The sequence below is a fragment of the Salmonella sp. SJTUF14076 genome (assembly GCF_015534835.1).
Lineage (GTDB): Bacteria > Pseudomonadota > Gammaproteobacteria > Enterobacterales > Enterobacteriaceae > Salmonella > Salmonella enterica.
Genome location: NZ_CP064674.1, coordinates 1,878,123 through 1,898,126, shown reverse-complemented (window position 1 = coordinate 1,898,126; position 20,004 = coordinate 1,878,123). Strand labels below are relative to the sequence as shown.

The following is a 20,004-nucleotide window of genomic DNA, read 5'->3' as shown; positions in this document are numbered from 1 at the left end:
TTTTACTCCTTAGCTGCGGCCAGCCAGCGCGATAAACGCTGCGCAAAGGCGGCCTGGCTTTCCAGTAACTCATCACCCGTCACGAGCGGCGTCGGGCGCGCAATAACGATGCAGGGAATGCCCGCATCCAGACAGGGCTGAACTTTTTCCTGATATCCCCCCTCCGCGCCGGACGCTTTGGTAATGACCACGTCAGCCCGGCACTGGCGGTAAAACGCGGCGTTAAAATCAGCGCTGAACGGCCCACACAGAGCGAAAATTTCTCCAACGCCGAACCCCAGTTCGCTGCAGCGTTGAATCACCTCCGCCACGGGCAGTACGCGCGCCAGCAACGTTTTTTCCGCCAGCCCGGCACGCCAGACGGCCAGATCTTTACTGCCGGTCGTCAGTAACACGCGCGGACCAAAACGCCTCGCTATCTCGCAGGCATCGGCAATACTGCGCGCCGTATAGAGAAGCGGATGCGTCAGATTGCTAAGCGGCTCCGGACGCTGATAACGACTTAACAACACGCCCGCCGTTTCACAGGCGCGAAGGAGGTTATGGCTGACCATTTCTGCATAAGGATGCGACGCATCTATTACCCAGCGAGTACGGTTTTCTTTTAGCCATGCGACCATCTGCCCGTACTCCAGACGACCACAGCGCACCTGTCCTTTAATGTCGCCAGCCAGCGCTTTTCCGGCTGGCGTCGCCACGGATAAGGTGTACGCGACGTTCGCCGCATCCAGTTGTCGGCATAACGCGCGCGCATCGCTGGTGCCGCCCACCACCAGCACTTCCCCCTCATTCACAGCGTGTAACCTCGCGGCGTTATCATCAGCCCATCCTGAACATAGGTCGTTTTATTACCAACGATGACCAGACTGGTCATATCTACCGGTTCAAAATCCATATCGCCGAGCGTAGTCAGCCATTTTTCCTCTTTCTTACGTCCGGCGGATTTCACCACGCCAACCGGCGTTTGCGCGCTTTTACTGGCGGCAAGCAGGTCAAACGCGCGCGCCAGATGCCCTTCGCGCCCGCGGCTGCGCGGGTTGTAAAAACAGATAACAAAGTCTGCCTCTCCGGCGGCAACAATACGTTTTTCAATAACCGGCCACGGGGTCAGCAGGTCGCTGAGGCTGATATGGCAGAAGTCATGCATCAGCGGCGCGCCCAGTAAAGAGGCGGCGGCGATGCTGGCGGTCATGCCAGGAATGAGCCGTACCTCGACGTCCAGCTTCTGCTTGCTCACCAGCTCCAGCACCAGTCCCGCCATGCCGTAAATACCGGCGTCGCCGCTGCTAATCAGCGCTACGTTATGCCCGGCCTGCGCCAGTTCAATAGCCGCCTGGCAGCGTTCAATTTCCTTACACATGCCGGTCTTGATCACCTGTTTGTCGCCGGTGAATGCTTTAACCAGATGGGTATAGGTTTTGTAACCCACGACGATTTCCGCCGCCTGAAGCGCCTCAATCGCCTCCATCGTCATCATTGCCTGCGAACCGGGGCCAATACCAATTACGCTCAACATCAGTGTGCAACTCCTAAAGTAATAGTGACGCCCTGTTCTCGCAGGGTCTCGCCTAACAATTGTCCCTGGCTTAATAACCACGCAGCCGGGCCGGATACGCTGCCAACGCCCACCGTTTTTCTGACGAAGCCAGAACCGGGAAAATGGTGTTCGAATTCGCGCAACGCTTCGGCGGTAAAGGTTTTAAAAGGCACGCGGCAGCAGGAGGCGAGCTGAATAAGCCCCGGCTCCCCTTTTTTGAGCGTGACGCTGCCAATCGCTTTTAACGCCAGCGGATCGAGTTTCTGCGCTTCAAGCTGACGCGCCAGTAATGTCGCTAACAGGGGAAATGGCGTATCGCGGCGACAGCCAATTCCCGCCACCACACGCTGGGGCACCAGTTTCCAGTGCAGTACGGGAAGCTCAGGGAGGTCATTACGCAAAGAGACGCAGATAAGCGCATCCAGCTCAGGCAACCGCTGCAAATCATCAACAGGGATAAAACCGCGAATATCGCACTGGCCGATCTCTTCCGTTAGTTCGGCATCCCACCATAACCCCACACGTTGATGACTGACCAACATCTGGTTAACGGTTTTTACCGCCGTGCGAAGATCGGTCATGCGGGCGTTAAGCTGGAAAGCTAAGGTGTCCAACGCGGACATCTCATTGACATCCGTTGCCGTGGTAATCACCGGATCGGCGCCTAACATTCCTGCCAGGTAGCGCGTCAAGGCATTGGCCCCGCCCGCATGACCGGAAAGCAGGCTAATGACATGCTGACCACGTTCATCAATGACGACCACCGCCGGATCGCTGAACTTGTCGTTCACTAACGGCGCCAGGACACGAACGGCAATGCCGGTCGCGCCGATAAAAATAAGCGCGGTATAAGTGGTAAAAGCCTGCCGGGCGGTATTAGCGAATCCGCCATCGAAGGGAATAAATCCCTCTTCCCGCAGTTTTTCACTGGTAAAGCAGGTTAACGGCAGCATCGCGGCGAGTCTCTTTGCCAGCGCCACGCCGCCGGGCGTCAGGCAAAACAACGCAATGGATTCAGGCTTTACGGTATTCATGGCTAAAGTCCGCTGCATAGAGTCTTGAGTAGTGATACTCCTTACCCAGAAAATTCCCGACCAGGATTAGCGCTGTCTTACGGATGCCAGCATCACGTACTTTGTCGCTAATATCCGCTAACGTGCCGCGAACGGTCTGACTTTCCGGCCAGGTAGCCTTATAGATGACTGCGACAGGCGTAGTTGCCGGATAACCGCCGGCAATGAGACGTTCCGCCACCCGATGAATACGCTGAACGGAGAGATAAATCGCCATTGACGTCTGGTGACTGGCGAAAGCCTCCAGTTGTTCGCGCGCCGGTACTGGCGTACGCCCTTCCAGACGGGTAATAATGAGACTCTGCGATACCTCCGGTACGGTATATTCCACACCCAGATCTGCCGCAGCGCCGAGAAACGCGCTGACGCCAGGCACTACCTGCCAGTCGATACCACGGCGAGTTAACTCTTCGCCTTGCTCACGCACGGAGCCGTACAGCGAAACATCGCCCGTTTGCAAACGCACCACCGTTTTTCCCGCTTTCACGCCCGCGGCCATCAGCTCGATAATCTGCTCAAGATGCAGTTCGGCGCTGTCGTAGCGTTCTGCCTGCGCGGGGCAGTAATCCAGCAGTTCGGTATTGATCAGCGAACCGGCATAGATAACTACCTGCGCCTGTTGCAGCAGGCGGTAGCCTTTCAGCGTGATCAGCTCGCGATCGCCCGGCCCGGCGCCGACGAACCATACACAGCGTGGATCAAATGTCTCTGACATGGTTTTTTTCCTTCTGACAGGCGATAACAAAAACAGGGTTGTTCGGTTTGAAATAGTGTCCCGCCCCCAGCGGCGTTAACGATGAAAGCTGAAGCTGTACACAGTCCATTCGGCATGCGCCGATGCGCGCAAGATGCGCCAGCGCGCTATGGAGGTTTTCCTGCAAGATAAAGGTCATCACCAGACGGCCACCGGGATGCAGATGGCCCATCGCCCAGTCAATCAGCGCCGTCAGATGCCCGCCGCTGCCGCCCATAAACACCGCATCGGCTTTCCCGGTTATGGTCATTGGCGCTTCGCCGGGGAGAATATCGATATTGCCGCAGGCAAAGCGCTGACGATTCTCATCAAGCAGCCGTAGCGCGGCAGGATTACGCTCGATAGCCGTCACCTGCAACGAAGGAAATTGCAGCGCCGCTTCAATTGAGACGCTTCCCGTTCCCGCCCCGACGTCAATCAGGTGACTGGCGCGGTGGAGCTCAAGTTTCGACAGTGCCAGCGCCCGTACCGCCTCTTTGGTCATTGGCACGTTCTCGCCGCGCAGAAAAAGCTCATCTTTCATCCAGGATCACCACTGCATTCATTTCATAGTCGGCGTTGACCGCACTGACAGGTAGCCAGTGGATCCGCTCATTTTCCATCGCCAGATTTTCACCAATCACCATTAAGCGATGCCCTTTGCCCCGCGCGACCAATTCCCGCGCGATTTCTCGCGGCCCGCAGCGGGCATCCGTGACCATCGCCACTTTGCGATGGTTCGCCAACTGCTCGAAGCTGACGCAACGACCGTGGCTACTGGTCAACCACATGTCATTCATATCAATTCCAGCCTGTGCGCACAGATACTGTACGGCGCTGATGCCAGGGATAATGCGAACCTGTTCGATACCAAAATGCGCCACCAGGCGTGTACCGATGCCATAAAACAGCGGATCGCCGGAGGCCAGCACCACGATCCCTTTATCCCGACGGGCGGCAATCCATGACAACAACGCGCCAATATCCGCGCCCAGCGTAAATCGTTCGCCGCCAAACGCCGGAAACTGCGCCAAATGCCGTTTACCGCCTGCCAGCGCATCGGCGTGGTCTATCGCTTCCAGCGCCGCAGGCGTCATCAAATGCCGTCCAGCGGGCCCCATTCCCACAACCGTTAGCATTGCAGCTCCTTAGCAATCTCGTCGACGGGACGATTACTGCCGAGAATATGGTTATCAAAAGAAAACAGGATGGCGTCGCAGACAGGCGGCGTTTTGGTAAAACGCAGCATCTGCATGACTCGTAAACAAATACGCCTGGCAAGATGGTTATAGATATGCCCGAAGCCATATGCGTCAATGTGCTCCATTGCCGCTTCGGTGGTATCGCAATCGCTGACCAGGGTGAGTAACTCCAGCGGCGCGCCCAGTAAAGCTAAATGCGCGACCAGCGTTTCCATGCGCGCATCGGCAATATGGCTATGGGTATGAAAGATCCCGGCGGCGATTTTGATCAATTTTCCAGGATGACCCACCAGCACTATCTGGCAAAATCCCAGCCGTACCGCCTCTTCAATCATGTAGCCGACAAAATTGCTCATGGTGACGACTGCCTGTGTGTCGACGCCCATTTGTTCGCGAACAAACCGTTCGCCGTGGTTGCCCGGCACGAGTATCACCCGCGTTAATCCTGACGCCCGTTTGATCTCCAGTTCCAGCGATAGCGAGCGTTTCCAGCTTTCTTCCGACATCGGCGTCACAATGCCGGTAGTGCCAATAATGGAAATGCCGCCAAGAATGCCAAGCCGCGAGTTATACGTTTTTTGCGCCCGCGCTTCGCCTTCCGGGGCAAAAATCTCCACATCGGCCCCACGCGCCGGGCCTATCGCTTCGCGCACCGCTGACTCAATGGTATGGCGCGGCGTACGATTGATGGCGGCGCTCCCGAGCGGCAGTCCAATCCCTTTACGCGTTACCGTACCAATACCTTCGCCGCCAGTGAGCGTAATCTCACCGCTGTCGTTGAGCGTAACGCGGGCAAAAATCAGCATTCCGTGCGTGGCATCCACGTCATCGCCGCCATCTTTACGAATTGCGGCTATCGCCTGCTGGCCTTCAATGTGCGGCGACTCCACGTTCAGGCATAGCGTGACGCCCGACGGCGTGACGATGGAGACCTGATGAATCAGATGTTGACGTAATACCATCAGCGCGGCGACTTTTGCCGCCGCCGTCGCGCAGGAACCAGTGGTATATCCTTTACGTAACGCTTTACCGTGGTGCCAGACCGGCGCGTCAAAAGAAAGCTCGCTCATCAGGCCTCCCGGAGGTGATAGAGCAACGCATTGACGATAGCGGCAGCCACGTTACTGCCGCCTTTACGCCCTAACGCGGCAACCGCGGGGAAATGGCTATGGGTGAGTGCCTCTTTGGACTCCGCCGCGCCGACAAAGCCTACCGGTACGCCCACCACGCCGCTCACCGTCACGTTATGTTCAAGCAAACGGAACAGGGCCGTCGGCGCATTACCGAAAACAAAGAGCTTGTTTTTCTCCTCCTCGGCGATAGCGATATCGACGGCGGCCATTGAACGGGTAATCCCCTGCGTTTGTGCGGCGCGCACCACGCGCGGATCGCTGATATAACAGCGACACTCGCCACCAAACGTCGCCAGTAATCTTTTATTAATGCCGGACAGCGCCATCGTGGTATCGGTATAAATAATGCACGGTTGGCGTAGCGCATCACAAAGCTGCTCCAGCGCATCGGCAGAGAACCACAAAATGTCCAGCCAGTCGAAATCGGCGGTGGTATGAATAACCCGCTTGATAATGGCCTCATGGAGCGGACTGGCGAAACGGTAATCAGGACGCGTTTCGCGAATAATGTCGCTAATAATGGTGAAACTGTTGGCCTCAATGGTTTGGGGCTGCTGGATATAATGCATACTGTCATCCTCAGGCCACGCCAGATAACCCGCACCGCGCCGCAATAAACAACGCCAGCGCCAGGGTTGAAGCGACCCACATCAATCGAATCGTTCGGGAAATATCGTCCACGGAAATACCGCGCTGCGCGTCGCCGATCCAGGGCTTGTCCACACGCTCGCCAAAGTAGTTATTTGGGCCACCGAGCTGGATTCCTAAGGCGCCAGCCACACACGCTTCCGACCAGGCGCAATTTGGGCTACTGTGGTTATAACGGTCACGCCAGCCAATACGCAGCGCCCGCCAACCACTCAGGCGACACAGTCCTGCCGCAATGCCCAGCAACAGCCAGCTCAGTCGGGCGGGCAAATAGTTCGCTACGTCGTCCATACGGGCGCTGACCATACCAATCGCCCGGTATTTTTCATGTTTGTAGCCCACCATTGAATCCAGGGTATTGACGGCTTTGTAGGCCATCGCCAGCGGCGCGCCGCCGAGAAAGAGGAAAAAGAGCGGCGCGATAATGCCGTCAACGGTGTTTTCTGCAACCGTTTCCACCACGGCGCGATTGATCTGCGCTTGCTGAAGTTGCGACGTATCGCGCCCGACGATCCAGGAGAGTTTTATTCGGCTTTCCGCAAGGTCGTTCTCCCGCAACGGTCGTTCAACCTCCTGCGCGGCGCGGGCCAGAGAGCGTCCGGCCAGCGTGGTAAAGATCATCCAGACTTCGACGCTCCAGCCAAACCAGGGGTGAATCCGCTGCGCCAGCGCCAGTACGCCCCATGCCACGCCCCAGGTCACCCCGACAACCACAACCCACATTACGCCGCCGCCAATCCGCAGCGCTTTATCGCCGGGACAATAGCGACGCACAATACGCTGCACAAACGTAATTAATCGGCCTATCCAGCGTACCGGATGGGGCCAGTGTTGAGGGTCGCCGATGATAAAATCCAGCACCCAGGCGATACACCAGGCAAGGATCGTCATAATACTCGCCTCGCCGCCGCCAGCCAGTGCTGCAACATTTCCGGACGCTGGGCGAAATGGACGTGCAGATAGCTGGCAAACGTGTTGCCTGTCTGCCAGCCGCCAGTCCATTCTTGTAACACGCGGCCATCGCGAACCTTACGACAGGCCATAACGGCGGGTGTTTCGGGGATAAAATCTGAGTAGTGAAATTCATGGCCGCGCACTATCTCGCCAGGCACCGCCAATAGCGTTGGCTGCATAGCCTGCGCCTCACAGTAACCAAAGCGGGTAAGTCGCTTACCCATTTTGCTGTGACCGGGGATAATATTCGCCATCTGATGAATTTCCCCGCCGCTATCCTCCAGAGTGCTCCCCAGATACATCAGACCGCCACACTCCGCGTAAATCGCCACGCCGCGCTGATGCGCCGCCCGCAAATGTTTTAACATCGCCGTATTTGCCGCCAGATCCGCGGCGTATAATTCAGGATATCCACCGCCCAGCCAGATCATCTGACAATCAGGCAATGCGCGGTCATGCAGTGGGCTAAAACGCACAATGTTAACGCCGGCACGCTCCAGCAAATCGATGTTATCGGGGTAATAAAAGTTAAAGGCCTCATCATCCGCCAGAGCAAGCGTCAGCCCTGCCCCCGCTGTGTTATCGGGGCGTTCAGGCCACATTCCCGCCGGAAGCGCTGATAACAGGCTCAGCGAGAGTAGCGCATCCACATCCACTGTTTGTTCCAGCGTGGCGGCAAAATCATGCCATGATTGCTGATTGACGAGGGATTCTCTGGCGGTAATCAACCCCAGGTGGCGTTCAGGTAATGCGACGCCGTCGCAAGGAGGGACATACCCCAGTACCGGCAGTGAGCAATAATGTTCAATGGCATTTTTGAGGAGCTGATAGTGGGCGTCGCTAGTGACGCGATTCACAATCACGCCCGCGAGGTTGAGGGTCGGGTCGAAGTGCTGAAATCCCATAACGGTAGCCGCAAGCGACGTTGAAACAGCCTTGCCGTCCACCAGTAGGATGACCGGGCAACCAAGCTGTTTGGCCATCGCGGCTGTGCTGCAGTAATTGGGGTCGACGCCATAGCCGTCATACAGCCCCATGACGCCTTCAATGACAGCGATATCCGCCTGCCGCATTTGTTCGCAAAATAAGGCGTTGAGAACAGGAGGAGGAAGCATGAAACTGTCAAGATTACGGGACGCCACGCCACAGATAGCGGTATGCCAGCCGGTATCAAGGTAATCTGGCCCAACTTTAAACGGCTGTACGCGCAGCGCGCGTTTTTGCAGCAGCCTCAACAAACCAAGCGTCACCGTGGTTTTGCCGCAACCGCTTCCTGTGCCTGCAAGAATAAATGCGTGATGCCTTGCCGCCATTACCCTGATCCTGTTCAGGGTGGTAGGGGTATACAGGTACGCGCATGTTCAGTCTTTCGACTGTACGCGTCTTCGCAACCCACTTCCCACCGAAGTTGTTGGTTATCACCGACAGGCAGGTCTTCTGGCTTAGCGTCCTCCTCGCCCGTCCTTCCCAATCTTGCGATCAGTGGTCTTTACGGGGTCGTCAGCATCACAGCAGCGGGGGCTGCGGGGGATTTTCACCCCCTTCCCTACCACAAATGTGGCAAACCTGTTGGTTTACGTTATGGCTGTACGGCACACCCATAACGGCAATTAATAATGTGCTACGTTTTACATTTCTGTGAGCAATAGCCTGAGCGGTTGCTCATCTGACGTTAATCTACTCATCCTTACCGGTATATTGACGATAAAACGTATCGACAAAGCGTAATAAAACTTATCTTTCCTGACACTGTACTTCATCACAAAAATAAAAACTGGTGCAGTTTATGCCCTAAATTTTATTATTTTGTTGCGCTATGACAATTTATTGTTACACCAGATAAATTTTCTTTCTGAAATGATTAAGATACAAAAGACTATCAAAAATCGGCAATAGCAAAATATTGCTATTCATAACGATGGAGGATGAGAATTCTCATTTATCTGCTGTCGATAAGCCTGCGGCGTAACCTGATAGGTCTGGCGGAAGACTTTGCAAAAATAGCTGGTTTGCGAAAAGCCTAAATTACGCGCAATACTGGCAATACTCCAGTCACTATGACAAAGCAATTCTCTGGCGCTAACCATTCTCTGGCGGTTCACCCACGCATTAAATCCGATTCCCTGATATTTCTTGAATAGCTTACTGAAGTAATAGGGGCTGAGATAGACATGTGAGGCGACATCCTCAAGACGAAGATCGTCGGACAAATGCGCATCAATATAGCGAAGCGCTTTTTTCATTTTACTGTCATGCGGAGTGGGACCACGAGCGGTTTTATTTACCTCCGACTGCTGCGGATTGTCTTTGATAACCACGAAATTGAGCTGTTTTTTCAGGCAATTCTCAACAATCAGTTTAAGAAGATCGGCGGAAGCGATAACGCGTGAATAGTCCATCTCTGGCACATTCCGAAATTCATTCAAGAGCTCAGGGTCAGCCTGCCAGCGATCGTCAACATTAAGAATGTTTACCAGCTCCACGTCATTACTTAAACGAACCTGCCCGCATAAAACAAAGCCAACTAAATGCCCTGCGATTACCAGCGGAATAGAAAAATCCGTTAGACCGGCATGACAACGATAAATACAGGGTTGATCGGACTTCGATGCCTCCAGTCCCCCGCAGCGATCGCTCATACGACAACGGGTACTATGCTGGGGATGCTGCCGCATCAACTGACAAAACGGCGTGAAATTGAATAGCTCAGATATTTCATCACCATGAATATTGACAACCACAACCGCCAGACCGGTGGCTTGTGCAAAATCCTGTGCGATTTTATTAATGAGTTCTGAGTTCAGAGCGCTCGCAGAAATCATGATAAAACCCCTCAGTTAATTTATTGTTATAAACAAAACACATTATTTACATTCACTTTTTATTAGCATTATCCTGGCCCTGATAAAAAGTACAATGACAATATCAAAAGTCTCCCATTGCTGGGAGACGTTTTGATCAGTTCGTGAAAGCAGATCACGAAATTATCTCACCTGTTTTTACGATACATCATTGCTGTGAATCTGGTTCGCATTTTCTTACAGTTCACAGCGGTTACAAGGTAAATTCTTACCAATAAAATAGCGATATATGGCTGCTCCGGCACAGGCGCCGATAACAGGCGCGACAATCGGCACGATAAAATAAGGGATCTCTCGCCCACCGCTCATCGCCATGTTCCCCCACCCCGCTAACCATGTGAACAGTTTGGGACCGAAATCACGCGCCGGGTTCATTGCGAAACCGGTAAGGGGTCCAGTAGACGCGCCGATAACGGCAACCAGTATCCCAATAAGCAAAGGCGCAAGCGGCCCTTTAGGAATGCCATTGCCATCATCCGTCAATGCCATGATCATGCCCATCAGAATCGACGTAATGACCACTTCCACCAACGCAGCCTGCCATACATTTAGCGCTGCGGCCGGATAGGTACTGAAAATGCTGGCTAATTGCAAACTTTCGACGCTACCGCGCACCATATGATGCGCAGTCTCAAATTCAGTAAAAAGGCTACTATAAAGCACATACGCCAGCAGAGCGCCGCCAAAAGCGCCGGCAAACTGGGCAATAATATAAGGCAATACTTTCTGTTTGGGAAAGCAGGCAAACAGCCACAGCGCAATCGTCACCGCAGGGTTAAGATGTCCGCCGGAGATCCCGGCTGTAAGGTAAACGGCCAGTGAAATCCCAAGCCCCCAAATAATGCAAATCTCCCATAATCCGAGGCTGGCGCCTGCGACTTTGAGCGCGCTCAAACAACCGATACCAAAAAACAAAAAGAGTCCTGTGCCTAAAAATTCCGCACCACATTGCGCCTTTAGAGAATCATTCATGTGACACCTTCTGAGCAAAGTTCGTGTCCTGGCCAGCGCAAGTTTCGGCTGGCGGTAGAGTACAGCTAACCTCACTATAAAAAGTGCCGCCTGTAAATTGTTGGCAACCTGCGGGCCTGCCTTCCGGAAAAATCGTGTTGCGATAGCAAAATTTTGCTTTTCCGATATTTTTATCAGCCCATCACACGGGAAATTTGAGCTACAAAATACGCCTGTGAAAATAATAAAATATTGCACAAGCCAACTTATCAATTTCGAATAAGCATCACATTTTGCGTCTTTCGCCATATCAAATAAAAATACTCTCGTCACTAACAAAAATGTAAAAATGAAATAATAAAAACAAAATAATCATATAGACAATAATAAATTAAATGTTAACCATCAATGAGTTATAAAAACAAAAGGCAATTTAGTCATATTGCTTTCCCATTATTTTCTGATGCTCAACAGCAAGTCAGCCATTCTTTTTCCTCGCATCTTCTTATAGTCCCAACTATCGGAACACTCCATGCGAGGTCTTTATGCAACAAGAAGCACTAGGAATGGTAGAAACCAAAGGCTTAACCGCAGCCATAGAGGCCGCTGATGCAATGGTTAAGTCAGCCAATGTGATGTTAGTGGGCTATGAAAAGATTGGCTCCGGGCTGGTAACCGTCATTGTGCGCGGCGATGTTGGCGCGGTAAAAGCGGCCACCGATGCAGGTGCCGCAGCCGCACGCAACGTGGGTGAAGTGAAAGCCGTACACGTCATCCCACGCCCTCACACCGATGTAGAAAAAATCTTACCGAAGGGAATTAGCCAATGAGCAGCAATGAGCTGGTGGAACAGATCATGGCGCAGGTGATTGCCCGTGTGGCAACGCCGGAACAACAGGCCATCCCTGGTCAACCCCAACCTATACGAGAGACGGCTATGGCAGAAAAAAGCTGCAGTTTAACGGAATTTGTCGGGACCGCCATTGGCGATACCCTGGGCCTGGTTATCGCCAACGTCGATACCGCCCTGCTGGACGCGATGAAGCTTGAGAAGCGTTATCGTTCCATCGGCATTCTCGGCGCCCGCACCGGCGCAGGCCCGCACATTATGGCGGCGGACGAAGCGGTGAAAGCCACCAATACCGAAGTGGTCAGCATTGAGCTGCCGCGCGATACCAAAGGCGGAGCGGGCCACGGTTCGCTGATTATTTTAGGCGGTAACGACGTGTCCGACGTCAAGCGCGGTATCGAAGTCGCGCTGAAAGAGCTGGACCGCACCTTCGGTGATGTTTACGGCAACGAAGCCGGACATATCGAGCTGCAGTACACCGCTCGTGCCAGCTACGCGCTGGAAAAAGCGTTCGGCGCGCCGATTGGCCGTGCCTGCGGCGTCATCGTCGGCGCTCCGGCTTCCGTCGGCGTACTGATGGCCGATACCGCCCTGAAGTCAGCCAACGTTGAAGTCGTGGCGTACAGCTCTCCGGCGCACGGCACCAGCTTTAGTAACGAAGCCATTCTGGTGATTTCCGGCGACTCCGGCGCGGTCCGTCAAGCGGTGACCTCCGCCCGCGAAATCGGCAAAACCGTCCTTGCGACCCTCGGTTCTGAACCGAAAAACGATCGCCCGTCCTACATCTGATACCCACGAGGCTGATTCATGAGATCGAAAAGATTTGAAGCACTGGCGAAACGCCCTGTGAATCAGGACGGCTTTGTTAAGGAGTGGATCGAAGAAGGCTTTATCGCGATGGAAAGCCCGAACGACCCAAAACCGTCGATAAAAATCGTTAACGGCGCGGTAACCGAGCTGGACGGAAAACCGGTTAGCGAATTCGACCTGATCGACCACTTTATCGCCCGCTACGGCATCAACCTGAACCGCGCCGAAGAAGTGATGGCGATGGACTCGGTCAAGCTTGCCAATATGCTGTGCGATCCTAACGTCAAGCGCAGCGAAATCGTTCCGCTGACCACCGCCATGACCCCGGCGAAAATTGTTGAAGTGGTTTCGCATATGAACGTGGTTGAGATGATGATGGCGATGCAGAAAATGCGCGCACGCCGCACGCCGTCTCAGCAGGCGCACGTCACCAACGTCAAGGATAACCCGGTGCAAATTGCCGCCGATGCCGCCGAAGGCGCATGGCGCGGGTTTGACGAACAAGAAACCACGGTTGCGGTAGCACGCTACGCGCCGTTCAACGCCATCGCGCTGTTGGTCGGCTCTCAGGTTGGTCGTCCGGGCGTACTGACGCAGTGCTCCCTGGAAGAAGCCACCGAGCTGAAGCTCGGCATGCTGGGCCACACCTGCTACGCCGAAACCATTTCCGTTTACGGCACCGAGCCGGTCTTCACCGACGGTGACGATACGCCATGGTCGAAAGGCTTCTTAGCCTCTTCCTACGCCTCTCGCGGCCTGAAAATGCGCTTCACCTCCGGCTCCGGATCCGAAGTGCAGATGGGCTACGCCGAAGGCAAATCCATGCTGTATCTGGAAGCGCGCTGCATCTATATCACCAAAGCGGCTGGCGTTCAGGGTCTGCAAAATGGCTCCGTAAGCTGTATCGGCGTACCGTCTGCCGTGCCATCAGGCATTCGTGCCGTGCTGGCGGAAAACCTGATCTGCTCTTCGCTGGATCTGGAGTGCGCCTCCAGTAACGACCAGACCTTCACCCACTCCGATATGCGTCGTACCGCGCGCCTGCTGATGCAGTTCCTGCCGGGTACCGACTTTATCTCCTCCGGTTATTCCGCGGTGCCGAACTACGACAACATGTTCGCCGGTTCCAACGAAGATGCGGAAGACTTTGACGACTACAACGTTATCCAGCGTGACCTGAAAGTGGACGGCGGTTTGCGCCCGGTTCGCGAAGAGGACGTTATCGCCATCCGTAACAAAGCCGCCCGCGCGCTGCAGGCCGTGTTTGCCGGAATGGGACTACCGCCGATTACCGATGAAGAAGTTGAAGCCGCGACCTATGCCCACGGTTCGAAAGATATGCCGGAGCGTAACATCGTCGAAGACATCAAGTTCGCCCAGGAAATCATCAATAAAAACCGCAACGGTCTGGAAGTCGTTAAAGCGCTGGCGCAGGGCGGGTTTACCGACGTGGCCCAGGACATGCTCAACATCCAGAAAGCCAAGCTAACCGGCGACTATTTGCACACCTCCGCCATTATCGTCGGCGACGGACAAGTGCTCTCTGCGGTTAATGACGTCAATGACTATGCCGGTCCGGCAACAGGTTATCGCCTGCAGGGAGAACGCTGGGAAGAGATTAAAAACATCCCTGGCGCTCTTGATCCCAACGAGATTGATTAAGGGGTGAGAAATGGAAATTAATGAAAAATTACTGCGCCAGATAATTGAAGACGTGCTCCGCGATATGAAGGGCAGCGATAAACCCGTCTCGTTTAATGCGCCTGCGGCATCCACAGCACCACAGACCGCTGCGCCTGCGGGCGACGGCTTTCTGACCGAAGTGGGCGAAGCGCGCCAGGGTACTCAGCAGGACGAAGTCATTATCGCCGTCGGCCCGGCATTTGGCCTGGCACAGACTGTTAATATCGTCGGCTTACCGCATAAGAGCATCCTGCGCGAAGTCATTGCCGGTATTGAAGAAGAAGGTATCAGGGCGCGCGTGATTCGCTGCTTTAAATCTTCCGACGTGGCGTTCGTCGCCGTTGAAGGTAACCGCCTGAGCGGCTCCGGCATTTCCATCGGCATCCAGTCGAAAGGCACTACGGTTATCCACCAGCAGGGGCTACCGCCGCTCTCCAACCTGGAGCTGTTCCCACAGGCGCCGCTGCTGACGCTGGAAACCTACCGTCAGATTGGTAAAAACGCCGCCCGTTATGCGAAACGCGAATCACCACAGCCGGTCCCTACGCTCAATGACCAGATGGCACGCCCGAAGTACCAGGCAAAGTCGGCCATTTTGCACATTAAAGAGACCAAGTACGTCGTGACGGGCAAAAACCCGCAGGAACTGCGCGTGGCGCTTTGATAAAGGATAACTCCATGAATACCGACGCAATTGAATCGATGGTTCGGGACGTATTGAGCCGCATGAACAGCCTGCAGGGCGATGCGCCAGCAGCGGCTCCTGCGGCAGGCGGCACGTCCCGCAGCGCAAAGGTCAGCGACTACCCGCTGGCGAACAAACACCCGGAATGGGTGAAAACCGCCACCAATAAAACGCTGGACGACTTTACGCTGGAAAACGTGCTGAGCAATAAAGTCACCGCTCAGGATATGCGCATTACCCCGGAAACCCTGCGCTTACAGGCGTCTATCGCCAAAGATGCGGGCCGCGACCGGCTGGCGATGAACTTCGAACGCGCCGCCGAACTGACCGCGGTACCGGACGATCGCATTCTTGAAATCTACAACGCCCTTCGTCCGTATCGTTCAACGAAAGAAGAGCTGCTCGCTATCGCCGACGATCTCGAAAACCGTTATCAGGCAAAGATTTGCGCAGCTTTCGTTCGCGAAGCGGCAACGCTGTATGTCGAGCGTAAAAAACTCAAAGGCGACGATTAACTTTAGGGGTAGACAATGCGATATATAGCTGGCATTGACATCGGTAACTCATCAACGGAAGTCGCACTGGCGCGGCAAGATGAGACTGGCGCACTGACGATTACGCACAGCGCGCTGGCGGAAACCACCGGGATCAAAGGCACGTTGCGTAACGTGTTCGGCATTCAGGAAGCGCTCGCCCTCGTCGCAAAGCGCGCGGGGATCAATGTCAGCGATATTTCGCTCATCCGCATTAACGAAGCCACGCCGGTGATTGGCGATGTGGCGATGGAAACCATTACCGAAACCATCATCACCGAATCGACAATGATCGGCCATAACCCAAAAACGCCGGGCGGAGTAGGCCTTGGTGTGGGTATCACGATTACGCCGGAGGAGCTGTTAACCCGCCCGGCGGACTCGTCCTATATTCTGGTAGTGTCATCGGCATTCGATTTTGCCGACATCGCCAATGTTATCAACGCCTCAATGCGTGCCGGATACCAGATTACCGGCGTCATTTTGCAGCGCGACGATGGCGTACTAGTCAGCAACCGGCTGGAAAAATCGCTGCCGATCGTTGACGAAGTGCTCTACATCGACCGCATTCCTCTGGGGATGCTGGCGGCGATTGAAGTCGCCGTGCCGGGGAAGGTTATCGAGACCCTCTCCAACCCTTACGGCATCGCCACCGTATTCAACCTCAACGCCGATGAGACGAAAAACATCGTCCCGATGGCGCGCGCGCTGATTGGCAACCGTTCCGCCGTGGTGGTTAAAACGCCATCCGGCGACGTCAAAGCGCGCGCAATACCCGCCGGTAACCTGGAGCTGCAGGCGCAGGGTCGTACCGTGCGCGTGGATGTTGCCGCCGGTGCCGAAGCTATCATGAAAGCGGTGGACGGCTGCGGCAAGCTCGACAACGTCACCGGCGAGGCCGGGACCAATATCGGCGGCATGCTGGAGCACGTACGCCAGACCATGGCCGAGCTAACCAATAAGCCCAGCAGCGAGATTTTCATTCAGGATCTTCTGGCCGTTGACACCTCGGTTCCGGTGAGCGTCACCGGCGGTCTGGCCGGGGAGTTCTCGCTGGAGCAGGCCGTCGGCATCGCCTCGATGGTGAAATCAGACCGTCTGCAAATGGCGATGATTGCCCGTGAAATTGAGCAGAAGCTTAATATCGACGTGCAGATCGGCGGCGCTGAGGCTGAAGCCGCCATTCTGGGCGCGCTGACCACGCCGGGTACCACCCGACCGCTGGCGATCCTCGACCTCGGCGCGGGCTCCACCGATGCCTCCATCATCAACCCTAAAGGCGAAATCATCGCCACCCATCTCGCCGGGGCAGGCGACATGGTCACGATGATTATTGCCCGCGAACTGGGGCTGGAAGACCGCTATCTGGCGGAAGAGATCAAAAAATACCCGCTGGCGAAGGTCGAAAGCCTGTTCCACTTACGCCACGAGGATGGCAGCGTCCAGTTCTTCCCGACGCCGCTGCCTCCTACGGTGTTCGCCCGCGTCTGCGTGGTGAAACCGGACGAACTGGTGCCGCTTCCCGGCGACTTAGCGCTGGAAAAAGTGCGCGCCATTCGCCGCAGCGCTAAAGAACGCGTCTTTGTCACCAACGCCCTGCGCGCGCTGCGCCAGGTCAGTCCAACCGGCAACATTCGCGATATTCCGTTCGTGGTGCTGGTCGGCGGCTCGTCGCTGGATTTCGAAGTTCCGCAGCTGGTCACCGATGCGCTGGCGCACTACCGCCTGGTCGCCGGGCGAGGAAATATTCGCGGCAGCGAAGGCCCAAGAAACGCGGTGGCCACCGGCCTGATTCTCTCCTGGCACAAGGAGTTTGCACATGGACAGTAATCACAGCGCCCCGGCCATCGTCATTACCGTTATCAACGACTGCGCCAGCCTCTGGCACGAAGTGCTGCTGGGTATCGAAGAGGAAGGCATCCCTTTCCTGCTTCAGCATCACCCGGCTGGAGATATCGTTGACAGCGCCTGGCAGGCGGCGCGCAGCTCGCCGCTGCTGGTCGGCATTGCCTGCGATCGACACTCGCTGGTCGTGCATTACAAGAATTTACCCGCATCGGCGCCGCTTTTTACGCTGATGCATCATCAGGACAGTCAGGCCCAACGCAACACCGGTAATAACGCGGCACGACTGGTCAAAGGGATCCCTTTTCGGGATCTCCATGCTTAATCACAGGAGAACGGCAGTATGAATAACGCACTGGGACTGGTTGAAACAAAAGGGTTAGTAGGCGCCATTGAAGCTGCCGACGCCATGGTGAAATCCGCCAACGTACAGCTGGTGGGCTACGAAAAAATTGGTTCTGGCCTGGTTACCGTCATGGTTCGCGGCGACGTCGGCGCGGTTAAAGCAGCCGTAGATGCCGGCAGCGCGGCGGCAAGCGTAGTGGGTGAAGTGAAATCCTGCCACGTTATCCCGCGTCCGCACAGTGATATTGAGGCCATTTTACCGAAATCAGCCTAATCGATGGCGAATAAGGAGCACCGCGTGAAGCAATCACTGGGATTACTTGAAGTTTGTGGTCTGGCACTGGCTATCAGCTGCGCCGATATCATGGCGAAATCCGCTTCTATCACGCTGCTCGCCCTCGAAAAGACCAATGGTTCAGGCTGGATGGTGATTAAAATTACCGGTGATGTGGCCTCCGTGCAGGCGGCCATCACCACCGGTGCGCAATTTGCCGAACAGCGGAATGGTCTGGTGGCCCACAAGGTTATCGCCAGGCCCGGAGAAGGGATCCTGCTCGCAGAGACACCCTCCCCCTCCGTCATTGAACCTGAGCCTGAAGCGTCAGAGATAGCTGATGTCGTTTCTGAAGCGCCAGCCGAAGAGGCCCCGCAGGAATCAGAACTGGTCAGCTGCAATCTGTGTCTGGATCCAAAATGTCCGCGCCAGAAGGGCGAACCTCGTACGCTTTGCATTCATTCTGGCAAGCGAGGTGAAGCGTAATGGATAAAGAGCTTCTGCAATCAACGGTCAGTAAAGTTCTCGACGAGATGCGCCAGCGGCCTATTCCGCTGGGCGTCTCAAACCGTCATATCCACCTGTCCGCGCAGGATTATGAGCGGCTGTTTCCCGGCCATCCCATCAGCGAAAAAAAAGCGCTGCTGCAGCCGGGACAATACGCCGCGGAGCAAACCGTCACCCTGGTGGGACCGAAAGGGCAGCTCAAAAATGTGCGCCTGCTCGGCCCGCTGCGCTCGGTAAGCCAGGTGGAAATTTCGCGTACCGATGCGAGAACGCTGGGGATTGCCGCGCCGCTGAGAATGTCCGGCAACCTGAAGGGCACACCGGGCATCCGCCTGGTCAGCCCCTTTGCCGAACTGGAGCTACCTTCCGGGGTTATCGTCGCGCAGCGGCATATCCATATGTCGCCGCTTGATGCGCTGATCCTGCGGGTTTCCCACGGCGATAGGGTTTCAGTGGCGATTGAAGGCGACGATCGCGGGCTGATTTTCAACAACGTGGCGATTCGCGTTTCACCGGACATGCGCCTCGAAATGCACATTGATACCGATGAAGCCAACGCCGCTGGTGCCGATAACCCGCAGGCCTTTGCCCGGCTGGTAGGCCCGCGATGAACGGCGAAACTCTGCAGCGCATTGTCGAGGAGATTGTCTCCCGGCTGCAGCGCCGTGCCCAGAGCACGGCGACGCTGAGCGTTACGCAACTTCGCGATGCCGACTGTCCAGCGCTGTTCTGTCAGCACGCGTCGCTGCGCATCCTGCTCGTCGACCTGCCGCTGCTGGGTCAGCTTGCGGATGCAGAAACCGACGATGCCGCCGCCCGGAAAATTCACGACGCGCTGGCGTTTGGCATCCGCGTACAGCTCAGCCTGCACAGCCAGTTGCTGCCGGTTATCCCGGTAAAAAAACTGGCTCGTCTGCCGCTGGTATTCACCGACGAGCACGGACTGCCGCTGGTTCTGCATGCGGGTTCGGTGCTGAGCTATCGCGATGTCGCGCTGCTAAGCCGGGGGCGTGTGGTTGTCCACCGCAAATGCATCGTGACCGCCATGGCGCGTGACGCGGCCAATGCGCGGAATATTCAATTAATTAAGCAGGAGTAAATCATGCATCTGGCACGAGTCACGGGCGCGGTTGTCTCCACGCAAAAATCACCTTCTTTGATTGGGAAAAAGCTGCTGCTGGTGCGTCGGGTCAGCGCCGATGGCGAACTCCCCGCCTCGCCTACCTCCGGCGATGAAGTGGCCGTGGACTCCGTCGGCGCAGGCGTCGGCGAACTGGTTTTGCTCAGCGGCGGCTCCAGCGCCAGGCACGTTTTTTCCGGGCCAAATGAGGCCATCGACCTCGCCGTTGTTGGCATTGTAGATACGCTTTCGCGTTAAGG

Annotated in this window: 24 protein-coding genes and 1 riboswitch; of the genes, 12 read left to right on the top strand and 12 right to left on the bottom strand. The window is 55.6% G+C overall.

The genetic code is table 11. The annotated features are described in order from the left end of the window. Positions 1-2: 2 nt before the first annotated feature. The 12 genes from HU143_RS09060 to pduF all read right to left on the bottom strand — a co-directional run bounded on the left by HU143_RS09060 (position 3) and on the right by pduF (position 11,113). Positions 3-794, bottom strand: coding sequence for a cobalt-precorrin-6A reductase (locus HU143_RS09060; RefSeq protein WP_023226669.1), 792 nt, complete (start codon positions 792-794; stop codon positions 3-5). Next, the gene (locus HU143_RS09055) at positions 791-1,516 is read right to left on the bottom strand and encodes a precorrin-3B C(17)-methyltransferase (RefSeq protein ID WP_000953643.1); all 726 of its coding nucleotides are present in this window, start codon (positions 1,514-1,516) and stop codon (positions 791-793) included. The genes HU143_RS09060 and HU143_RS09055 overlap by 4 nt, the downstream gene beginning before the upstream one ends. Further along, a complete protein-coding gene (gene cbiG / locus HU143_RS09050; protein WP_001098919.1) occupies positions 1,516-2,571 on the bottom strand; it encodes a cobalt-precorrin 5A hydrolase in 1,056 nt (351 codons plus the stop codon). Before cbiG ends, HU143_RS09055 begins: the two co-directional genes overlap by 1 nt. Continuing rightward, positions 2,552-3,325, bottom strand: coding sequence for a cobalt-precorrin-4 methyltransferase (locus HU143_RS09045; RefSeq protein WP_023226670.1), 774 nt, complete (start codon positions 3,323-3,325; stop codon positions 2,552-2,554). The genes cbiG and HU143_RS09045 overlap by 20 nt, the downstream gene beginning before the upstream one ends. Beyond that, a complete protein-coding gene (locus HU143_RS09040) occupies positions 3,309-3,887 on the bottom strand; it encodes a decarboxylating cobalt-precorrin-6B (C(15))-methyltransferase (RefSeq protein ID WP_023226671.1) in 579 nt (192 codons plus the stop codon). The genes HU143_RS09045 and HU143_RS09040 overlap by 17 nt, the downstream gene beginning before the upstream one ends. Further along, positions 3,877-4,482: a cobalt-precorrin-7 (C(5))-methyltransferase gene (locus HU143_RS09035; protein WP_000958833.1), complete on the bottom strand. Its 606-nt coding sequence runs from the start codon at positions 4,480-4,482 to the stop codon at positions 3,877-3,879. Before HU143_RS09035 ends, HU143_RS09040 begins: the two co-directional genes overlap by 11 nt. Continuing rightward, positions 4,476-5,615, bottom strand: a complete 1,140-nt coding sequence (gene cbiD / locus HU143_RS09030) for a cobalt-precorrin-5B (C(1))-methyltransferase CbiD (protein ID WP_023226672.1) — start codon at positions 5,613-5,615, stop codon at positions 4,476-4,478. The genes HU143_RS09035 and cbiD overlap by 7 nt, the downstream gene beginning before the upstream one ends. Further along, on the bottom strand, positions 5,615-6,247 hold the full coding sequence (locus tag HU143_RS09025; RefSeq protein ID WP_023226673.1) for a cobalt-precorrin-8 methylmutase: 633 nt from the start codon (positions 6,245-6,247) through the stop codon (positions 5,615-5,617). The genes cbiD and HU143_RS09025 overlap by 1 nt, the downstream gene beginning before the upstream one ends. Before the next feature lie 10 nt (positions 6,248-6,257). Beyond that, the gene (gene cbiB, locus HU143_RS09020; RefSeq protein WP_023226674.1) at positions 6,258-7,217 is read right to left on the bottom strand and encodes an adenosylcobinamide-phosphate synthase CbiB; all 960 of its coding nucleotides are present in this window, start codon (positions 7,215-7,217) and stop codon (positions 6,258-6,260) included. Continuing rightward, entirely contained in the window at positions 7,214-8,593 is a 1,380-nt protein-coding gene (locus HU143_RS09015; protein WP_023226675.1) for a cobyrinate a,c-diamide synthase, read from the bottom strand. Before HU143_RS09015 ends, cbiB begins: the two co-directional genes overlap by 4 nt. Positions 8,594-8,689: 96 nt before the next feature. Beyond that, a riboswitch (cobalamin riboswitch) is annotated at positions 8,690-8,865 on the bottom strand. 325 nt (positions 8,866-9,190) lie between these two features. Beyond that, positions 9,191-10,102: a transcriptional regulator PocR gene (pocR, locus tag HU143_RS09010; protein ID WP_023226676.1), complete on the bottom strand. Its 912-nt coding sequence runs from the start codon at positions 10,100-10,102 to the stop codon at positions 9,191-9,193. Between the two features lie 216 nt (positions 10,103-10,318). After that, positions 10,319-11,113, bottom strand: coding sequence for a propanediol diffusion facilitator PduF (gene pduF / locus HU143_RS09005; RefSeq protein ID WP_001000023.1), 795 nt, complete (start codon positions 11,111-11,113; stop codon positions 10,319-10,321). 524 nt (positions 11,114-11,637) lie between these two features. Here pduF and pduA point away from each other — a divergent pair. The 12 genes from pduA to pduN are packed head-to-tail and all read left to right on the top strand — an operon-like array spanning position 11,638 to position 20,002. Continuing rightward, positions 11,638-11,922 carry a propanediol utilization microcompartment protein PduA gene (pduA, locus tag HU143_RS09000; RefSeq protein ID WP_001183618.1) on the top strand — a complete coding sequence of 95 codons (285 nt, stop codon included), beginning with the start codon at positions 11,638-11,640 and terminating at the stop codon, positions 11,920-11,922. After that, positions 11,919-12,731: a propanediol utilization microcompartment protein PduB gene (gene pduB, locus HU143_RS08995; RefSeq protein ID WP_000097500.1), complete on the top strand. Its 813-nt coding sequence runs from the start codon at positions 11,919-11,921 to the stop codon at positions 12,729-12,731. Before pduA ends, pduB begins: the two co-directional genes overlap by 4 nt. 18 nt (positions 12,732-12,749) lie before the next feature. Next, the gene (gene pduC, locus HU143_RS08990) at positions 12,750-14,414 is read left to right on the top strand and encodes a propanediol dehydratase large subunit PduC (protein ID WP_001256896.1); all 1,665 of its coding nucleotides are present in this window, start codon (positions 12,750-12,752) and stop codon (positions 14,412-14,414) included. 10 nt (positions 14,415-14,424) lie between these two features. Next, positions 14,425-15,099, top strand: a complete 675-nt coding sequence (pduD, locus tag HU143_RS08985; protein ID WP_000405049.1) for a propanediol dehydratase medium subunit PduD — start codon at positions 14,425-14,427, stop codon at positions 15,097-15,099. A 14-nt stretch (positions 15,100-15,113) separates the two neighbouring features. Continuing rightward, on the top strand, positions 15,114-15,635 hold the full coding sequence (pduE, locus tag HU143_RS08980; RefSeq protein WP_001090598.1) for a propanediol dehydratase small subunit PduE: 522 nt from the start codon (positions 15,114-15,116) through the stop codon (positions 15,633-15,635). Between the two features lie 15 nt (positions 15,636-15,650). After that, positions 15,651-17,483, top strand: coding sequence for a propanediol dehydratase reactivase alpha subunit PduG (gene pduG / locus HU143_RS08975; RefSeq protein ID WP_017465523.1), 1,833 nt, complete (start codon positions 15,651-15,653; stop codon positions 17,481-17,483). Then, positions 17,473-17,823, top strand: coding sequence for a propanediol dehydratase reactivase beta subunit PduH (pduH, locus tag HU143_RS08970; protein ID WP_000377961.1), 351 nt, complete (start codon positions 17,473-17,475; stop codon positions 17,821-17,823). The genes pduG and pduH overlap by 11 nt, the downstream gene beginning before the upstream one ends. Before the next feature lie 18 nt (positions 17,824-17,841). Further along, complete coding sequence (gene pduJ / locus HU143_RS08965; protein ID WP_023226677.1) at positions 17,842-18,117, top strand: propanediol utilization microcompartment protein PduJ; 276 nt, start codon at positions 17,842-17,844, stop codon at positions 18,115-18,117. Between the two features lie 3 nt (positions 18,118-18,120). Next, positions 18,121-18,603, top strand: a complete 483-nt coding sequence (pduK, locus tag HU143_RS08960; protein WP_001284393.1) for a propanediol utilization microcompartment protein PduK — start codon at positions 18,121-18,123, stop codon at positions 18,601-18,603. Beyond that, on the top strand, positions 18,603-19,235 hold the full coding sequence (locus HU143_RS08955) for a phosphate propanoyltransferase (protein WP_001540344.1): 633 nt from the start codon (positions 18,603-18,605) through the stop codon (positions 19,233-19,235). Before pduK ends, HU143_RS08955 begins: the two co-directional genes overlap by 1 nt. After that, positions 19,232-19,723, top strand: coding sequence for a propanediol utilization microcompartment protein PduM (pduM, locus tag HU143_RS08950; RefSeq protein ID WP_001012966.1), 492 nt, complete (start codon positions 19,232-19,234; stop codon positions 19,721-19,723). Before HU143_RS08955 ends, pduM begins: the two co-directional genes overlap by 4 nt. Before the next feature lie 3 nt (positions 19,724-19,726). Further along, positions 19,727-20,002, top strand: a complete 276-nt coding sequence (gene pduN, locus HU143_RS08945; RefSeq protein ID WP_000549825.1) for a propanediol utilization microcompartment protein PduN — start codon at positions 19,727-19,729, stop codon at positions 20,000-20,002. Positions 20,003-20,004: the final 2 nt, after the last annotated feature.

Bases quoted from the DNA above. Each gene is read 5' to 3' on its own strand.
- pduF (WP_001000023.1), bottom strand. From the start codon at position 11,113: ATGAATGATTCTCTAAAGGCGCAATGTGGTGCGGAATTTTTAGGCACA.
- pduB (WP_000097500.1), top strand. From the start codon at position 11,919: ATGAGCAGCAATGAGCTGGTGGAACAGATCATGGCGCAGGTGATTGCC.
- pduJ (WP_023226677.1), top strand. From the start codon at position 17,842: ATGAATAACGCACTGGGACTGGTTGAAACAAAAGGGTTAGTAGGCGCC.
- HU143_RS09040 (WP_023226671.1), bottom strand. From the start codon at position 3,887: ATGAAAGATGAGCTTTTTCTGCGCGGCGAGAACGTGCCAATGACCAAA.
- pduN (WP_000549825.1), top strand. From the start codon at position 19,727: ATGCATCTGGCACGAGTCACGGGCGCGGTTGTCTCCACGCAAAAATCA.
- pduE (WP_001090598.1), top strand. From the start codon at position 15,114: ATGAATACCGACGCAATTGAATCGATGGTTCGGGACGTATTGAGCCGC.
- cbiD (WP_023226672.1), bottom strand. From the start codon at position 5,615: ATGAGCGAGCTTTCTTTTGACGCGCCGGTCTGGCACCACGGTAAAGCG.
- pduK (WP_001284393.1), top strand. From the start codon at position 18,121: ATGGCGAATAAGGAGCACCGCGTGAAGCAATCACTGGGATTACTTGAA.
- pduG (WP_017465523.1), top strand. From the start codon at position 15,651: ATGCGATATATAGCTGGCATTGACATCGGTAACTCATCAACGGAAGTC.
- HU143_RS09035 (WP_000958833.1), bottom strand. From the start codon at position 4,482: ATGCTAACGGTTGTGGGAATGGGGCCCGCTGGACGGCATTTGATGACG.
- cbiB (WP_023226674.1), bottom strand. From the start codon at position 7,217: ATGACGATCCTTGCCTGGTGTATCGCCTGGGTGCTGGATTTTATCATC.
- pduD (WP_000405049.1), top strand. From the start codon at position 14,425: ATGGAAATTAATGAAAAATTACTGCGCCAGATAATTGAAGACGTGCTC.
- cbiG (WP_001098919.1), bottom strand. From the start codon at position 2,571: ATGAATACCGTAAAGCCTGAATCCATTGCGTTGTTTTGCCTGACGCCC.
- pduA (WP_001183618.1), top strand. From the start codon at position 11,638: ATGCAACAAGAAGCACTAGGAATGGTAGAAACCAAAGGCTTAACCGCA.
- HU143_RS09055 (WP_000953643.1), bottom strand. From the start codon at position 1,516: ATGTTGAGCGTAATTGGTATTGGCCCCGGTTCGCAGGCAATGATGACG.
- pduH (WP_000377961.1), top strand. From the start codon at position 17,473: ATGGACAGTAATCACAGCGCCCCGGCCATCGTCATTACCGTTATCAAC.
- pocR (WP_023226676.1), bottom strand. From the start codon at position 10,102: ATGATTTCTGCGAGCGCTCTGAACTCAGAACTCATTAATAAAATCGCA.
- HU143_RS09015 (WP_023226675.1), bottom strand. From the start codon at position 8,593: ATGGCGGCAAGGCATCACGCATTTATTCTTGCAGGCACAGGAAGCGGT.
- pduC (WP_001256896.1), top strand. From the start codon at position 12,750: ATGAGATCGAAAAGATTTGAAGCACTGGCGAAACGCCCTGTGAATCAG.
- pduM (WP_001012966.1), top strand. From the start codon at position 19,232: ATGAACGGCGAAACTCTGCAGCGCATTGTCGAGGAGATTGTCTCCCGG.
- HU143_RS09045 (WP_023226670.1), bottom strand. From the start codon at position 3,325: ATGTCAGAGACATTTGATCCACGCTGTGTATGGTTCGTCGGCGCCGGG.
- HU143_RS08955 (WP_001540344.1), top strand. From the start codon at position 18,603: ATGGATAAAGAGCTTCTGCAATCAACGGTCAGTAAAGTTCTCGACGAG.
- HU143_RS09025 (WP_023226673.1), bottom strand. From the start codon at position 6,247: ATGCATTATATCCAGCAGCCCCAAACCATTGAGGCCAACAGTTTCACC.